The organism is Stenotrophomonas sp. 22692, assembly GCF_052045015.1.
In the GTDB taxonomy this organism is placed as follows: domain Bacteria; phylum Pseudomonadota; class Gammaproteobacteria; order Xanthomonadales; family Xanthomonadaceae; genus Stenotrophomonas; species Stenotrophomonas geniculata.
Genome location: NZ_JBQEMR010000001.1, coordinates 21,351 through 37,523, shown reverse-complemented (window position 1 = coordinate 37,523; position 16,173 = coordinate 21,351). Strand labels below are relative to the sequence as shown.

At 67.2% G+C, this 16,173-nt stretch carries 13 protein-coding genes; 8 read left to right on the top strand and 5 right to left on the bottom strand.

The window, feature by feature from the left end:
* The first annotated feature begins 60 nt into the window (after positions 1–60).
* Positions 61–1,833 carry a chloride channel protein gene (locus tag ACTJJM_RS00160; RefSeq protein ID WP_049481304.1) on the top strand — a complete coding sequence of 591 codons (1,773 nt, stop codon included), beginning with the start codon at positions 61–63 and terminating at the stop codon, positions 1,831–1,833.
* Between the two features lie 101 nt (positions 1,834–1,934).
* On the top strand, positions 1,935–2,651 hold the full coding sequence (locus ACTJJM_RS00155; RefSeq protein ID WP_005409984.1) for an MgtC/SapB family protein: 717 nt from the start codon (positions 1,935–1,937) through the stop codon (positions 2,649–2,651).
* 15 nt (positions 2,652–2,666) lie between these two features.
* Here the strand turns inward: ACTJJM_RS00155 and ACTJJM_RS00150 are convergent, their stop codons facing one another.
* Positions 2,667–3,074, bottom strand: coding sequence for a MerR family transcriptional regulator (locus tag ACTJJM_RS00150; protein WP_019337863.1), 408 nt, complete (start codon positions 3,072–3,074; stop codon positions 2,667–2,669).
* Positions 3,075–3,137: 63 nt separating this feature from the next.
* Between ACTJJM_RS00150 and ACTJJM_RS00145 the strand changes: the two genes are divergently transcribed.
* Complete coding sequence (locus tag ACTJJM_RS00145) at positions 3,138–3,965, top strand: class I SAM-dependent methyltransferase (protein WP_029550798.1); 828 nt, start codon at positions 3,138–3,140, stop codon at positions 3,963–3,965.
* 85 nt (positions 3,966–4,050) lie between these two features.
* Here ACTJJM_RS00145 and ACTJJM_RS00140 read toward each other — a convergent pair whose 3' ends face one another.
* The 4 genes from ACTJJM_RS00140 to ACTJJM_RS00125 all read right to left on the bottom strand — a co-directional run bounded on the left by ACTJJM_RS00140 (position 4,051) and on the right by ACTJJM_RS00125 (position 11,772).
* The gene (locus ACTJJM_RS00140; protein WP_014037513.1) at positions 4,051–4,341 is read right to left on the bottom strand and encodes a DUF6959 family protein; all 291 of its coding nucleotides are present in this window, start codon (positions 4,339–4,341) and stop codon (positions 4,051–4,053) included.
* Between the two features lie 121 nt (positions 4,342–4,462).
* On the bottom strand, positions 4,463–5,299 hold the full coding sequence (locus ACTJJM_RS00135; protein ID WP_043401444.1) for an OmpA family protein: 837 nt from the start codon (positions 5,297–5,299) through the stop codon (positions 4,463–4,465).
* Positions 5,300–5,360: 61 nt separating this feature from the next.
* A complete protein-coding gene (locus ACTJJM_RS00130) occupies positions 5,361–10,556 on the bottom strand; it encodes an ESPR-type extended signal peptide-containing protein (RefSeq protein ID WP_440865028.1) in 5,196 nt (1,731 codons plus the stop codon).
* A gap of 235 nt (positions 10,557–10,791) precedes the next feature.
* Positions 10,792–11,772, bottom strand: coding sequence for an AraC family transcriptional regulator (locus tag ACTJJM_RS00125; RefSeq protein ID WP_010485148.1), 981 nt, complete (start codon positions 11,770–11,772; stop codon positions 10,792–10,794).
* Positions 11,773–12,458: 686 nt separating this feature from the next.
* On the opposite strand from ACTJJM_RS00125, the gene ACTJJM_RS00120 reads away from it, so the two are divergent.
* From ACTJJM_RS00120 to ACTJJM_RS00100, 5 genes are all read left to right on the top strand, one after another.
* The gene (locus ACTJJM_RS00120; RefSeq protein ID WP_010485145.1) at positions 12,459–12,650 is read left to right on the top strand and encodes a Flp family type IVb pilin; all 192 of its coding nucleotides are present in this window, start codon (positions 12,459–12,461) and stop codon (positions 12,648–12,650) included.
* Between the two features lie 65 nt (positions 12,651–12,715).
* Entirely contained in the window at positions 12,716–13,261 is a 546-nt protein-coding gene (locus ACTJJM_RS00115) for an A24 family peptidase (protein WP_019337869.1), read from the top strand.
* Positions 13,258–13,734, top strand: a complete 477-nt coding sequence (locus ACTJJM_RS00110) for a TadE/TadG family type IV pilus assembly protein (protein ID WP_010485140.1) — start codon at positions 13,258–13,260, stop codon at positions 13,732–13,734. Before ACTJJM_RS00115 ends, ACTJJM_RS00110 begins: the two co-directional genes overlap by 4 nt.
* A gap of 23 nt (positions 13,735–13,757) precedes the next feature.
* The gene (cpaB, locus tag ACTJJM_RS00105) at positions 13,758–14,795 is read left to right on the top strand and encodes a Flp pilus assembly protein CpaB (RefSeq protein ID WP_241874037.1); all 1,038 of its coding nucleotides are present in this window, start codon (positions 13,758–13,760) and stop codon (positions 14,793–14,795) included.
* A gap of 18 nt (positions 14,796–14,813) precedes the next feature.
* Positions 14,814–16,172, top strand: a complete 1,359-nt coding sequence (locus ACTJJM_RS00100) for a type II and III secretion system protein family protein (protein ID WP_313411574.1) — start codon at positions 14,814–14,816, stop codon at positions 16,170–16,172.
* Position 16,173 lies beyond the last annotated feature (1 nt).

The window sequence follows — 16,173 nt, the reverse complement described above, 5'->3', positions numbered from 1 at the left end:
CGGTAGCCGCCCGATGCGGTGACGGTGGCGCTCACGGTGGCGGCGTATCATGCCGCCACCATGTCTTCGCCCGTTTCGCCATCGCGCCTGCATCTGGCCTTCCAGGGCCTGCGCCTGCGGCTGCGCGGCAGCGACCTGTGGTTCATCGCGCTGGCGCTGCTGGTTGGCCTGATCGCCGGCTACCTGACCCTGCTGCAGTCGGGCATCGCGCGCTGGCTGCAGGGCACGTTGTATGGGCTGGACGACGGCATGCGGCTGAGCTCCCTGCCCTCGCTGACCTGGACCGCGCTACTGGTGCTGCCACTGGGCGGGCTGCTGGTCGGCCTGGTCAGCCTGGCGGCGACGCGACTGAAACGGCCACTGCTCGATGCGGTGGAAGCCAATGCGCTGCACGGCGGCCGCATGTCGATGCGCGACAACCTGATCGTGCTGACCCAGACCCTGCTGTCCAACGGCTGCGGCGCGTCGGTCGGCCTTGAGGCTTCGTATACGCAGATGGGCGCGGGCAGCGGCTCGCAGCTGGGCAGGGTGATGCGCCTGCGTCGCAACGACGTGCGCATCCTGGTCGGTGCCGGTGCCGCCGGTGCCATCGCCGCTGCGTTTGGTGCGCCGCTGGCCGGTGCGTTCTACGCCTTCGAGATCGTCATCGGCGCCTACACCCCTGCTGCGCTGGCACCGGTGGCCGTCGCAGCGCTGGCCGGCGCGTTCGTGGCCGACCAGGCCGGCATCGAAGCCTATCTACTGCCAGCGGCCTCGACCATCGACGTGCGCGCCGCCGACTACGCGATCTACGGCCTGCTCGGCTGCTGCTGCGCGATGGTCGGCATCGCCATCATGCGCCTGATCGCCTCGATCGAAGGCACGGTCAAGCGCAGCCCCCTGCCCGCGTGGGGACGGCCGGTGGTGGGTGGACTGCTGCTGATTCCACTGGCACTGGCCAGCCCGCAGGTGCTGTCGTCCGGCCACGGCGCCCTGCATCTGGACCTGACCACGCACCTGCCGCTGATCTGGATCGGCGGCCTGTTGACCCTGAAGTGCCTGGCCTCGGGCATCTCGCTGGGCTTCGGCTTCCGTGGCGGACTGTTCTTCGCCTCGCTGTTCATGGGCACCCTGGTCGGCGCGCTGTTCGCTGGACTGCTGGGCATGGCCACCGGCGTTCCGGTGATCGACGCCACCTCGGCCGCGCTGGCCGGCATGGCCGCACTGGCCGCCGCCGTCGTTGGCGCGCCGATGACCATGGCCATGCTGGTGCTGGAAGGCACGCACGATTTCCTGCTGACCAGCGTGGTGATGAGCGCGGTACTGGTGTCCAGCACGCTGGTGCGGCAGTGGTTCGGCTACTCGTTCTCGACCTGGCGCATGCACCTGCGCGGCGAGACCATCAAGAGCGCCCGCGACGTGGGGTGGGTGCAGAACCTCAACGCCGGCCGGCTGATGCGCAAGGGCGTGGCGACCGCCCCGGCCGATCTCGATGCCGCCGCGTTCCGCCAGCGCTTCCCGCTGGGCTCGGGCACCCGGGTGATCCTGATCGACAGCGAGGGCCACTACGCCGGCATCGTGCAGATTCCACGGGTCTACGGCGATGGCGTGAAGCCGGAAACCCTGATCGGCGAACTGGCCGAGAACCGTGACGTCTCGCTGGCACCGTCCTCCGACGTGGTCAGCGTGATGCAGCGCTTCGACCAGACCCAGGCCGACGAGCTGGCGGTGGTGGCTGCCGACGGCCAGGTATTGGGCGTCGTCTCCGAAGCCTTCGTGCGCAAGCGCTACGCCGAAGAACTGGACAAGCGCCAGCGCGAGCTGATGGGCGAGCGCGTCGACGACACCGACTGATCCCGAAAAAGGGGACGGAGGGGATTAATTCGTTTGTGGCCCATCCGGGTATCCACGCATGGCATGGATCTACCGTCACATGACCGGGGTAGACTCCGGCCATGCGCTTTATTGAGACCTTCCAGGCCGGTCCCTTCGCCGACACCGTGGTCAGCCTGCTGGCCGCTTTCGTACTGGGCACGCTGATCGGCGCCGAACGCCAGTACCGGCAGCGCACCGCCGGCCTGCGCACCAACGTGCTGGTGGCCGTCGGCGCCGCTGCCTTCGTCGACCTGGGCATGCGCATCGCCGGCAGCGCCGAGGCGGTGCGGGTGATCTCCTACGTGGTCTCCGGCGTCGGCTTCCTTGGCGCCGGCGTGATCATGAAGGAAGGCATGAACGTGCGCGGCCTGAACACCGCCGCCACCCTGTGGTGCTCTGCGGCGGTGGGCAGCTGCACCGGCGCGGACATGCTGGCCGAAGGCGTGCTGCTGACCGTGCTGATCATCGCCGGAAACACCCTGCTGCGGCCGCTGGTGAATGCGATCAACCGCATTCCGATCAATGAGGCCGCCACCGAGGCGACCTACGAAGTGCGCCTGAGCGTGGATGCCGAAGCCGTGCCGCGCGTGCGCGAGCGGTTGGTCGACGCGCTGGAAGCAGCGCAGTATCCGGTCGGTGATGTGCAGGTGGTCGAGCATGCCGATGCACCCACCGATGTGATCGCGGTGCTGGTCAGTACGGCCGTCAGTGCCGATGAGCTGGACGTGGTGCTGGCGCGGATGGAGCACGTGCCGGGCGTTCTGCATGCCACCTGGGAAGTCAGCACCCGCGATTGAGCCGGTTCCGGCAACTCACCCACCCGCCATGCGCTGCTGCGCCCGCAGCAGCTTGCGGAATGAACCGCACTGCCGCGCATCCTGCGCTTCCGGGCAGGCCGCCGCGCGCTGCAGGTGCCGGCGCACCCGCTGCAGCTGGGTGATCTGCCTCTGCAGCACATCAGCCTGCGCCAGCAGCGCCTCACGATCCAGGGAGATACATCCACGCTGCGGCGGCAGCGATGCCCCGATCTGCTGCAGTGACATCCCGGCCGCCTGGCCGAGACCGATCAGCGCCAGCCGTTCCAGCACCTGCTCGTCATACTGCCGGCGCAGGCCGCGACGCCCAAGTGCCTGCAGCAGCCCCAGCTGTTCGTAGTAGCGCAGGGTCGAGGCCGGCACGCCACTGCGCTTGACCACCTCGCCGATATCCAGTTCACGCATGGGCTTGACCTCAAGTCGTCTTCAAGCAGCAACCTATGGGCCACTTCCCGACAAGGCAAGACCATGGCCAGCCCATCCCCCGTTGATCAGAACACCCTCTGGAACGGCCCCGGCGGCCAGATCTGGGTCGCCCAGCAGGCCATCCTCGATGGCCTGTTCCAGCCGATGGCCGACCTGCTGGTCGCCGAGTTGCCAGAAACCGTCACGCAACTGCTCGACATCGGATGCGGCACGGGCGCAAGCCTGCTTGCCGCCGGTGCGGCACGCCCGGCCGCCCACTGCACCGGCCTGGATATCTCCGCACCGATGCTGGCAATGGCGCGCGAACGGGCAGAAACGGCGGGGCTGGACGCTGACTTCATCCTTGCCGACGCGCAACGGCACCCTCTGCCTTCCGCGCACTTCGACTGGATCCAGTCGCGGTTGGGGGTGATGTTCTTCGAGGATACCGGTGCGGCCTTCGCCAACCTGCACCGCGCCACGCGGCCCGGTGCCGGCCTGCGTTTCATTGCCTGGCGCAGCGCTGACGAGAATCCATTCATGACCACGGCCGAGCGCGCGGTCGGCGATGCGCTTGAGCTTCCGCCGCGCGTACCCGGTGCCCCGGGACAGTTCGCCTTCGCAGATGGCCAACGCGTGCAGCGCCTGTTGCAGGCTGCCGGCTGGAAGGATGTGGAGGTGGTTGCGGTGGACCTTCCGTGTTCGATCGCACGCGATGAGCTGCCGACCTACGTCGGCCAGCTGGGCCCGGTGGGCCAGGCGCTGCGGGCGCTGCCCGAAGCGGAGGCCGCTGGGCTGCGCGACCAGGCGCTGGCAGCATTCACACCATTCATCGACGGCGATCGGGTCCGCGTGGATGCTGCCTGCTGGTTGATCCGCGCACGCGCATGACACAGAAAAGGGGACGGAGGGGATTAAGTCGTCCATGTCCCTGCCGTGCCGGGAACGACTTAATCCCCTCCGTCCCCTTTTTCTTCTACAGTGCCTCGCCGGCGTCGGCCAGGCGCGATTCGATCAGCGCATACCACTGCTGCAACACGTCGATGAGCATGTCCAGTTCGGCGTCGGTGCGCTGTGCGCGACCACTGCGCAGGCAGGCCTGGGCTTCCTGCAGCTGGGCAAGGAAGCCGGCCACGGTGTCTGCCTGCAGGATCAAGCCCGGCAGGCGCCGCCCGGGAATGCGCACCACCGCATGGTTGCCGAGCTGGCCGTACACACTCAATGTGGCTTCCGTCTTCATGGAAAGAGGCAGGAATTGGGCGTTCATCGCGTGCACCATGGAAAACCTGAGCCGCCGGCAGGCATGGTCAACGGGGGAGACGTAACCACGTCCTGCCGACGGTCAGGGGGGACTCGGGATACCGGGGCATGACCCCGGTGTTGGACTCTCAGCGCGGCTGGGCCATTCCAGCAATCTGCACACGCCGGTTCGGCGCCAGGCAGGCGATCAGCTCGCGACGGTTGCGCTGCTCGCACTGCACGATCGGCTCGGCTGCGCCCCGCCCTTCGGCGCTGATGCTGGCCGCAGGCACCCCACCCTGCACCAGCGCGCTGCGCACGGCCTCGGCACGCCGCTGCGACAGGGTCTGGTTGTAGCTGGCACTGCCGATACGGTCGGTGTACCCGGTCACCCGGATCGACTGCACCTGACTGGCCTCGCGCACCTGCGCCAGCACGCCCTGTATGGCCTGCTGGCCTTCGGCACTGAGCACCGCGCTGTCGAACCCGAACAGCGCATCCGCCGACAACCGCAGCGGCTGCTCCGGCAACGGTGCCGGTGCTGGCGGCGCTGGCGGCCGCGGCGGTTCCAGCACCGCCGCGCACGATTCCGGCTTCCAGTAGCCCCCTTGGGCGATGCCCTTGCTGTCGAAGCGCACCTGGAACTGGCAGGTGAAATACTCCGCGCCCTGCGCAGTGCGGAAGTTGAACAGGTAGTTCCACTCGCGCACGCCCCACATGCCTTCGTTGAAGTGCGGCGTGCCCAGCAAGGTATACAGCTGGCGCTTGCTCATGCCCGGCGCGAAGCGGCGCAGGTCGGCGACGTCGGGATAGATGCCTTCCTTCAACGAGGCCTTCGAAGCCTCCGGGAACTGCACGGCGGTGGTTTCGGCAGGACCCTCGGCGGCCGGCGCATGGCTGCGACAGGCGGCCAGCAGGCCCATTCCCAGGACCAGGCCCAGCACTGCGGCCATCTGGCCGGTGCGGGCGATGCGATGCTGTTTCATGTCATTCCCCCTATGGACGTTTCCGCGATGCCGGGCCGCGCGTGCGGCCCGGCGGCGGGGATCACCACTGGATGCCGGCACCGACGGCCACACCGGCCTCGCCACGGCTGTTGGTGGAGCCGCTGAACTTGTAGATCCAGCGCCCTCCCTCGGAGACACCGGAGATACCGACCGCCACGCCCGACTCGCCGTTGTAGCTGCCGGCAGCGACCGAGGCCATGCTGCGGCCCGCTTCGCTGGGCTGCGGCAGGGCTGCGGTGGCCATCGCCGAAGCGATACCGGCCGAGGCGCGATTGTCGGTCTTGCGCAGGTCGCGCTCGAAGCCCCCCATGCGCTCGTCGGTGTAGGCCTTCGACCAGTCCAGGGTCTGCGCCATGCCCGACTTCAGCTGGTCCACGTTGACTGCGTCGGTACCGGCGGTGCCGGCGGCGACGTTGCGCACCGTGGTCGGGCCGCTGTTGGTGCTGCCCAGCGTGACACTGTTGTAGTTGGTCGCACCGTTCACCGTGGTGTCGTAGCGGATCGTGCCCTGCTGCGAGGCCTGCAGCTGGCGCACGTTGACCGCATCGGTGGCCTGCGAACCGTCAGCCACGTTGACGACCTGGCGTTCGGCGCCGCTGGCACCGACCGAGACCGTGTTGGCCCGGTTCGCCACCGAACCCGCCCCCAGCGCCACCGAGTTGTCGGCCTGCGCCTGCGAACCATTGCCCAGCGCGGTCGAGTTGGCACCGGCGGCGGTGGAGCCTGCACCACCGGCGGCCGAGTTGGCACCGCTGGCGGACGGATCGGCCAGGTTGTTGGTGTTGTTGGCGCGGAAGCTGCCGGCCACGTTGGTGATGTTCTGGATCTTCTGGTCGGTGTACTTCTTCGACTCATCGATGGCGTAGTTCACACCATTCTTCAGCTGGCCGACATTGGTTGCGTCGTAGGTGTCGGAGCCATCGGCAACGTGGGTGATCTTGCGCTCGCTGCCGGTGCTGCCGACCGAGACCTCACCGGCCGAGTTGCTGGCGCCGGTCTGGCCGTAGGCACCGGTGTAGCCGCTCTGCGCACCAACGCTGGCCACCGAACCGGCACCCAGGGCGACGCTGTTGCCTGCACTGGCGCTGGCACCGTTGCCGACCGCCACGCTGTTGGCACCGGCCGCACTGGCCTGCGGGCCGACAGCCACCGCTTCCGCGCCGGCAGCCGTTGCAGCCGCTGCGGTCGAGTTCACCGCCAGGTAGGCGCTGCCACCGCCGCCGTTGGTGATGCGCTGGTTGAGGACCTTCAGCGAGCCGTCCACCGCAGTGAAGGCGGCGGTGACGTTGTTGTAGTCGCCGCTGGTAAACGTGCCGTCGGTGGCGATGCTGGAGATGCTGAACTTCGGCGCGGTCCACACATTGGTGGTGCCGTTGTACGCGGTGGTGCCACCGAAGTAGTTGGCGATGGTGCTGTTGGTGTTGAACAGCTGGTCGCCGGTGATGGCATCGCTGCTGCCGGCCAGGATGCTGCCGGCGGCGACGTTGGTGATCTTCACCGCGCCGGTGCCGGTGCCCGTCAGCGTCACGCTGTTGAGCACGTTGCCGCTGCCGTCGACGTCGTACTTCACGGCCAGCTTGTCGATCTCGCCGGTCTGGTCGGCGACGTTGGCCAGCGAGTTGCTGACGGCATCGAAGGCGGTACCGACGTCGTTGTAGCTGCCCTTGGTGACGGTGCCGTTGGCGGCGACGTTGTTGATCGCGTAGGTCGGTGCGGTCAGCACACCGCTGGCATTGACCGCTGCACCACCTCCGAGGTGGGTGGCCACGGCCTGGTTGGCGGCAAACAGCTGGGCACCGTTGATGGCCTCGCTGCTGGTGGCACTGACCTGGCCCGGGCCGAGGTTGCGCAGCGTGGTGGCGGTGCCAGCCTGGCCCAGCGTGGCGCTGGCATAGTTGACGCTGCCGTCGCCGTTGAGGTCATAGCGCAGGGCGCCCTGCTCCGAGGCCTGCAGCTGGCCCAGGTTGACTGCATCGGTCGCTGCGGTACCGGCCGCCATGTTGGTGACCTGACGCTCGGCACCGGCGGCACCGATGGACACGCTGTTGGCACGATCGGCCAGGCTGCCGGCACCGACCGCGATGCTGTTGGCCGCGGTTGCGCGGGCGTTGGTGCCGACTGCGATCGAGTCGGCACCGCTGGCCAGGGCCTCGGTACCGGTCGAGTTCACCCGCAGGTACTTGGTGCCACCGTTACGGATGTCGGTGATCTGCGTGTTGAGGTTGACCAGCGAGCCATCGACCGCGGCGAAGGCATCGGTAGCGTTCTCATACAGGCCCTTGGCGATGGCGCCGCCGGTGGAGATGGTGCTGATCTCGAACAGGGGCGCAGTGAACGCGCCACTGGCAGGATCGAAGGCTGCGCGGCCGCCGAAGAAGCTGGCGATGGCAGCATTGGTCGCCGCCAGCTGGCCACCATTGACCGCTTCCAGGCTGCCGGCCGTGACCGCACCGCCAGCCAGGTTACCGATGGTGGTGGTGCCGGTGCCCGCGCCGAGCGTGACACGGCGATAGTTCGGGTTGCCGGCACCGTCCAGGTCATAGGTCACCGCAGCGGCCGCCACATCATCGATCAGGCTGATGGCCCCCTTCAGCTGGGCCACGTTGACCGCATCGGTATTGACACTACCCGCCGCGACGTTGGTGATCTGGCGCTCACCGCCACCGGCGGTACCCACCGACACTTCACCGGCAGAGACCTGCGGCGCAGTGAGGCCATAGGCGCTGTAGCTGGCCTGGGCACCGCGCAGCGCGGCCGAGCGGTAGCCCAGTGCGACCGAATTGGCCTGGTTCGAGGTGGCCTCGGCACCGAGCAGGGTCTGCCCGTTGGCAGTACCCACCGCGCTGTCACCGACGATCACCGAGTGACCCATGCGTGCGGCGTAGTCCGCGGTCGGCACGCCGGTCGGGTTGCTCGGGTCATTGGTGCCTGCACCCGGGAAGGCCACGTTGGCATCGACCTTCGGCAGTTCGTGCCGCGCATTGGCACCGATCACCACTTCCTTCGAGCCGTTGGCGAAGGCGCCGTCGCCCATCAGCACCTGGTAGTCCTGCGCGGCGTTGACGGCCCAGCAGGAGATGTCGGCCAAGGCGATGTCCAGGCACTTGGCTGCCCAGGCCGGCGAATCCTTCGGCAGCAACAGGCCCAGCAGGCCGCCCGGATTGCCGTTGTTGATGTTGTAGATGTAGCTGTCGGAGGTGACGCCACCGATCAGGGTCAGGTGCGAGCTGCCGCCGGTGACAGCGCCGCCGAGGCCATTGAGGGTGCTGCCGACCGGCGACAGGTTGACCACCGGCAGTCCCAGCACATTGACCGTCGAGTAGGTTTGCATCACGTTGGCGTTGCTGAGCTTGAGGTTGCCGTTGCTCAGGTAGCCGTTGCCGCCGAACAGGCTGGTGGTGGTCGGGCCGATCAGCTGCCCGACATTACCGACCAGGCCGCCGGTGCCGATGATCAGGCCAGCGTTCGGGTCGGCCGGAGCCGGCGCCTTCGGGCTGGTCGGCGGGATCGCCGAGGGCTTGGTCAGGCCGAGGCCGCCGAGCGTGCCACCGACCAGGCCGCCTACGGCACTGCCGAGATTGCCGATGGTGCCGTTGAGGTTGCCATTCAGCAGGTTACCGACGGCGCCGCCGACATTGCCGAGTGTATCGCCCAGCAGGCCACCCAGGCCGCCGGTGCTGCCACCTGTTGCGCCGTTGAGTACACCGCTGACGGTGCTGCCTACTGCACCCACCGTATTGTTGAGCGTGCCGCCCACGGCACCGCCAACCGAACCGACCGTACCGTTGAGTGCACCACCCACGGTGCCGCCGACTGCGCCAACCGTGCCAACCGCACCGTTGAGCGCGCCGCCGACGGTGCTGCCGACCGAACCGACCGTCCCGTTGAGTGCACCACCCACGGCGCCGCCAACTGCACCGACCGTGCCAACCGCACCGTTGAGCGCACCACCGACGGTGCTGCCGACCGAACCGACCGTCCCGTTGAGTGCACCACCCACGGTGCCGCCAACTGCACCGACCGTGCCAACCGCACCGTTGAGCGCACCACCCACCGCGCTACCGACAGTTCCAACGGTGCCGTTGAGCGCACCGCCTACGGCTCCGCCAACCGTGCCAACGGCACCATTGAGCGTGCTGCCCACTGCGCCGCCTACCGTTCCAACCGTGCCGTGCAAGGCGCCGCCGACCGCATCAACCGTGTTGCCTACGGTGCCATCAAGCACGCCGCCCACGGCGCCACCTGCTGCGCCGACAACGCCGCCCACCAGGCCACCGACGCCCAGCGCGCTGTTCTGCGCTGCCACGGTGGCTTGGCCGGCCAGCTTCAGATTGCGGTCGGCCACGACCTCCTGGCCATCCGGCGCCTGCACGCGCACTTTGCCGGCAACACCGGTATCGAAGGCCGCGGTGATCGCACGATCATGAGTCTCGCCCGGCAGCTCCTCCTTGGCCGGCAGCGTGACCGCCGCCGTCGCCTTGACCTGCCCCTGGCCGTCGATCTGGTGGCCCGCCAGCTTCAGCTGCGAATCCACCTTGCCGTCAACGGACGCCTTGAGGCCGGACAGCGAGCCAGCCGGTGCGCCAGCAACAGCGGCGGCCGACTTGGCACCGGTATCGATCGAGGCCACCTGGGTACCGGCGATGCCAACGCCGGCCTTCGCCTGGGCATCCGCAGCCACACCGAGCGGCGCATGCGCGGACGGCGCAGCGTTGGCCGCCAGCGATGCATCAATCTTCGCCACATGGGACGCTGCATGACCCAGCCCGACATTGGCGCGGACATCGGCAGCCAGCGCAGGAACCGCGACCTGCTTCGGCGCGGCGTTCGCCGCCAGCTTCACCTGCACGGTGGCCGGCAGCACGTCGCGTACGATCGGCAGCGAGTTCGTACTCAGCTGCAGGTCGACACGCGCGTCAGCGCTGATCGCCGGACTGCTCTGCGCCTGGCGCGATGCGGCAGCCAGCGCCACTTCCGCGTCGACCTTGGCCGGCATCGGCTGCGCGTACTTCGCGGCCAGTGCCTGCAGGTCACGTAGAGACTGATTGGATTCGGACGCGCCTGCATGCCCGCTGGCCAGCGCGCACAGCAGGGCCAGGGCCAGTGCGGTCGGCATCAGCAGTGCACTGCGCGGATCGCGGGCGGCGCTGCCGCCGCTGTCGCCGGTGGCCAGTTCCGAGGCCACAACCAGAGCATTGAGCTGGCGGTTCCATACACGCCGGTAGATGCGGTTCATGAGCATTTCCCCCGTAGGCGAACAACTGGAATGTCAGTGGACTTGCCGTTAGGCAGGTGACTGACATTTCAGCGTTTGCAACGGCGGCTGCGCACTTCATTCCGGCACGGCAATCGCGCATTCCGGCAAATCCACGGTCGGAATCGGCAGCCGGTTATGCAGAAGCGGCAACCATATCGGCAAGCGGATATGCAATTCCGGCAGGAACTGCCGGGAAACCCTTACGGGGCTTGAATCAAGCTGGCTGGCCGATCTGCGCGGGAGCGCGCATCAGCGTGTCACGCGGCAGTTCACCGAAGACCTTGCGGTAGTTGTCGGCGAAGCGCGACAGGTCCCACAGGCCACAGCTGAGGGCGATGGCCTTGACCGAACGGCGGCTGGAATCAGCCATCGACAGGCTGCGGCAGGCCGCGCACAGGCGCAGCATCGACAGGTAACGATTGGGCGACGTGCCGAACAGGTCCTCGAACGCGTAGCGCAGGCCACGCTCGCTGACACCGGCAGCATCGCAGATCTCGTTCATGTAGATATTGCGGCGCAGGTTGAGGCGCATGAAGTTTTCCGCCCGCTGTGCGATCAGATAATGCGTGCGCCGCGCACGGCTGCAACCCGGGCGATCGGCGGAACCCGCGCCCAGCAGTGCCTGCACGTGTTCGTGCAGCAGCCGCTCGGTTTCTTCCGGCTGCAGCCCCGTGCCCTGGCCCAGCTGCAGGTGCAGCTGCTGGTAGTGCTGTGCCAGCGGGGCGGCCTCGCTGGCGAGATTGAACAGCGAAAGTGCCTGTCCGGCCGGCGGTGTACTGCGCAGGCTCAGTTCGGTCAGCTTGCGCTGCACCCGTGCCACCGGCACCAGCATCAGGGTCATGTGCGTGCCCGGGCTCAGGGTGAACTCGCTGATACCCTCCGGCATCACGGTCAACGCCATTCCAGGTACGAGCGGTACACCGTGGCACCAGCTCAGGGTTTCATCGGTCGCGTGCAGATACCCCAGCATCGCCCAGTCCGGCGGCAGCATGAATCGTCCACGGCAATGGAATCCACAGCTGATGCTGCAGAACAACGCCTCCTCGTGCACGCGTGAAGCGAAGGCCGCCCGCGGCCCATTGCCATCGAGCAGTAGCAGTTCGACATCACATACACGAAGCACGCCGCTCAGCGTCGCCAGGTCGATCGACCGCAGGCCGCTGTCGTCGCTGTCTCCTACCCCACCATCGACCATGACAGTGTCGTCCCCCGATTATCCGTCGTGCGATACGGCCCCCACTGCCTGACAGGGCGCGCACCTCTCATGGAATCTCTTCCATCGCCGGGATGCGCGCCAGCAAAGTGCGCACCCCAAAAGAAACGCGAGTACTTGAATACGAGTATGCCCGATAATTCAACGGGGTAAACATCTGCACTGCATTGAATAAGATGGATACAGACGTGAAAACAAGGTCGTGGTGTTTGGCACAGTTTTCGCATGCGACTGAAAAACCTGCCTCACATTATCTGCACGTCGATGAATCGTTTTGCGAACGAACGGATTTCCGTCACAGAACCCGCGTGAAAAATTAAGGACCGAAGGGATTCTGCCGAATTTGCATATAGGTTCCGGTTGCAGCCGGCCGCCATTCAGGCAAAGTCGATAACACGGTGATCCGGTCTTTGATAATGACCGCACCCAGGGGGACAGCATGACCATGCACGTATCGCTCGACACCTCGACCACCGGCTCCGCGCCGTGCGGTCGCGGTTGCGCGAACGGCGTCCCGCCTGGAATCGATCACCCTGCTTGAGCATGGCGGGTCCATCCCGGCGTGCCTCCTCCGCCAGGACGTGCGGAGGTCCGCGGACGATCCCGGCGGAGCCGGGCCACCGCCCAACAGGTGTCCTGTAGCAGACAGGTAGAGGGAGACAAACGTCATGAACGCATCGATCCGCAAGTTCCTGAAGGAAGAAGATGGCGTTACCGCACTCGAGTACGGCCTGCTGGCGGCTGTGATTGCGGGTGTCCTGATCGCATTGGGCAGCACGCAGATCAAGGATTTCTTCGAAACGCTCTTTGAGAATCTCACCAAGCTTGCCGACAAGGCGTCAGGCAACCCACCGGCCTGAGCCGCTCCCAGGCTGATCAGGGACAGCAGCTGCTGACCGTCCACTGACGGACAAAGGAGGGTGCGATGACACTGCTGGGATTGCTGGCCATCGGTGTGTGCCTGCGGATCGCGATCAGCGATCTGTACGCCCGTCGGGTGCCCAACGCCTGGCTGCTGTCCGCATGCGCGATCACCGTTGTCGTGCTCATCGCCGGACAGTTCAACGCGCCGCGCCTGCCGTGGGCTTCCCACATTGCCGGCGCGGCGCTCGGCCTGGTCGCATTGCTGCCTTTCCATGCAGTGCGCTGGATGGGCGCCGGCGATGTCAAATTCTTTTCGGTACTGGGATTGATGCTGGGCTGGCAGGCACTGCTGCCGATCTGGATCGCGGCCAGCCTGGCAGCGGGCGCACATGCCGCACTGGTGCTGGTATCACGCCGGTTGGGTCCAGCACTGCCCATCGGCCTTCAAGCCCATATGCATCGGGCAAGTTCGCAATGGCATTCGCACCCGGCGCTACGCGGAATGCAGAGCGCCCGCCAGGGACGCCAAGGCATTCCCTACGCCGCCTACCTGGCGGTATCCGCCATCGCCTGGATCCTCATCAGCACGTACGGAGGTGTGGCATGAACATCCAGAACCCACGCCGGCAACGCGGCGTGGCCAGCATCGAGTTCGCACTGATGCTGATGCTGGGCCTGCTGCCACTGCTGTTGTTCACGTTCTCCGGCGTGATGATCATGGCGGCCCAGCAGACCCTGGCAACCGCCTCGGCCGAGGGTGCGCGCGCATCGCTCCGCTATGGCAGCGCCAACGAACGCCGTACTGCAGCCTGTGTTGCGGCGCGCAGTTCGATGCAGTGGCTGCTGAACTTCTCGGGTCAGCCGGTCGACTGCAGCAATGGCGGAAGCAACGCCATTCTGGTTTCGGCGCAGGCCCCCTGCGCCGGACTGGCCAGCGCCCAGTGCATGACCGTGACAGTCAGCTACGACTACGCAAGCCACCCCTTCCTGCCCGGCACCGCCACGCTCTACAAGTGGGTGATGCGGGCTCCCATCCGCAGCGTCGCGGTCGCTCAGCTCGACCTCGGCAGCGGCAACTGACGTTCGGTACAGGAGACGGTTCCATGCTCAAGTTGACCCGCATTGCTGCCGTCGCCCTGATCGGGCTGGCCGTGCTGCTGGCGGTGATCGCCTTGATGATCGGGCGCAAGCAGGCCGCGCCGGCCACGGTTGCCCCGGTCGCGCGGAGCGATGCCCAGGCGATCACCGTGGTGGAGGCGGTGGCACGCCTGCCGGCCGGCGAACCGATCTCTGCCAACGGATTGCGTCTGGCACAGCGCAGCGCCCCGGTTGCCGGTGCCGCCACCAGCATTTCCGCCGTGGTCGGAAAGGTACCGGTGCAGGACATCGCCGAAGGCACGGCGATCAGCAGCAATGCACTCGCGCAGGGATTCTCGCTGCAGCTGCGCCCCGGGGAACGCGCACTCGCGGTCCCGGTGGACGAGCTGGTGGGTGCCGGCAACCGCATCCTTCCGGGTGATTTCGTCGACGTGTTCCTCAACCTGCGCACTGCCCAATCCAGCGCCAGCGGCCCGGCCGATGCAGCACAGACGCGCCTGCTGTTGTCACGCCTGCGCGTGCTCAGCTATGGCCAGCAGGACATCGCCCCGGCCAACCATGACGCTGTTGCCAGCACTGAAGCCGATGCCCGCAACGATCCGCGCGCCGCTGACATCACCGGAAGCAGCAGCACCCAGAGCACGGGCAGCGAGACTGCCCAGCCCGCACGCAGCGCGGTACTGGCGGTACCGGTGGCCGACGCCAACCGGCTGCTGCTGGGTGCACAGCAGGGCAAGCTGTTCCTGGCCCTGCGCAACCCTGCCGATTCCGGCCAGCCCGATCTGGCGCTGTTCCCGCAGGCACGCGGGGTGATCGATCCGCTGCGGGGGCTTGATGCGGAGCAGCAGCTTGCGCTGCAACGGCCAGAGAATCACGCCTTCGCCGGCATCGACGGCGATGCGTTGGCCGGGCGCAGCAACACACCGGCGCGCAGCGCCCAGGATGCCCCGGCACGCGCACCCGCACCGCGGCGCAGTGCCCCGCGCACATCGGGTATCGAAATCATCCGAGGCGACAGCTCCGCCCCCCGTGGTTCCCTTTGACCTGCATCGAGCGCATCCATGACCGAACGTCGCCGCAGTCCACGCCCTTCCCCCCGCCAGCGCTGGCTGGCCCTGCTGCTGGTGCTGCTGGCACCGGCGACGAGCGTGGCCGCCGACGACCTGGTGCTGCAGGCGCGTGAGCAGCGTCCCTGGACCCTGCCGGGCGATCTGGAGCGGGTCGCCATTGCCGATCCGGGCGTGGCCGATATCGTGATGCTGCGCGGCCAGCGCCAGGCATTGCTGGTCGGCAAGGCGCCTGGCACTACCACGCTGCTGCTCTGGCACCGAAAGCAGGCCGAACCACAGCGCCTGCAGGTGCGGGTACAAAGCGCGGTGCAGGGTGCGGCCGACACCGGCGCGAACGGGCTGGTATTCACCCAGCAGGACAATCAGGGCCTGCTGCAGGGAAGCACCGACAGCGTGCTCTCGCACATGCAGGAACAGAAGACCGCCGCCATGGCGCTGGGCAAGGAGGGCCTGCTTGCCGACGCATCCACGGTGAGCAGCGGCGGCGTGGTCCAGGTCGAGGTCAAGGTGGTCGAGTTCAACAAGACCGCATTGAAGCAGATCGGCATCAGCTTCCAGAACCGCAACGGCAACTTCGCCTACGGCTTCGCCCGCCCGGGCGGCCAGTTGCCGGGCAACACCGGCATCCTGCCCGGCATGAAGGAAGGCAACTCCGGCAACGAAGCCGAATCACCCATTTCTTCGGCCTTCCGCCTGGTATTCGGCTCGACCAAGGGCCTGTGGAATGCCGACGTCGACCTGCTGCAGAGCAATGGCATGGCGCGCGTGCTGGCCGAGCCGACACTGGTCGCGCTGTCCGGACAGAGCGCCAGTTTCCTGGCCGGCGGCGAGCTGCCGATCCTGGAACCGCAGGGGCTGGGCACCACGACGATCACCTACAAGCCCTTCGGCATCGGCCTGACCGTGACACCGACGGTACTGGCGCCGAACCGCATCGCCCTGAAAGTCGCACCGGAAGCCAGTGACCTGGACTACAGCAACGCCATCGCGCTCAACGGCGTGCAGACTCCCTCGATCACCACCCGCCGTGCCGACACCACGGTCGAGCTGGGCGATGGCGAGAGCTTCGTGATCGGTGGCCTGGTCAGCTCCAACGTGGTGTCCAGCGTCGGCAAGATCCCGCTGCTGGGTGACCTGCCGATCATCGGCTCGTTCTTCCGCAACTTCGACTACAAGCGCCAGGACAAGGAACTGGTGATCATCGTCACGCCACGCTTGGTGAAGCCGCTGGCACGCAACACCGACCTGCCACTGCCCGGCGACCGCGAAGCCAAGCCGCACATGCCCGAATGGGGCGCCTGGCTGCTGGGTCCGATCAGCCAGGACCCGGTGCCCGGCTTCTCACGCTGAT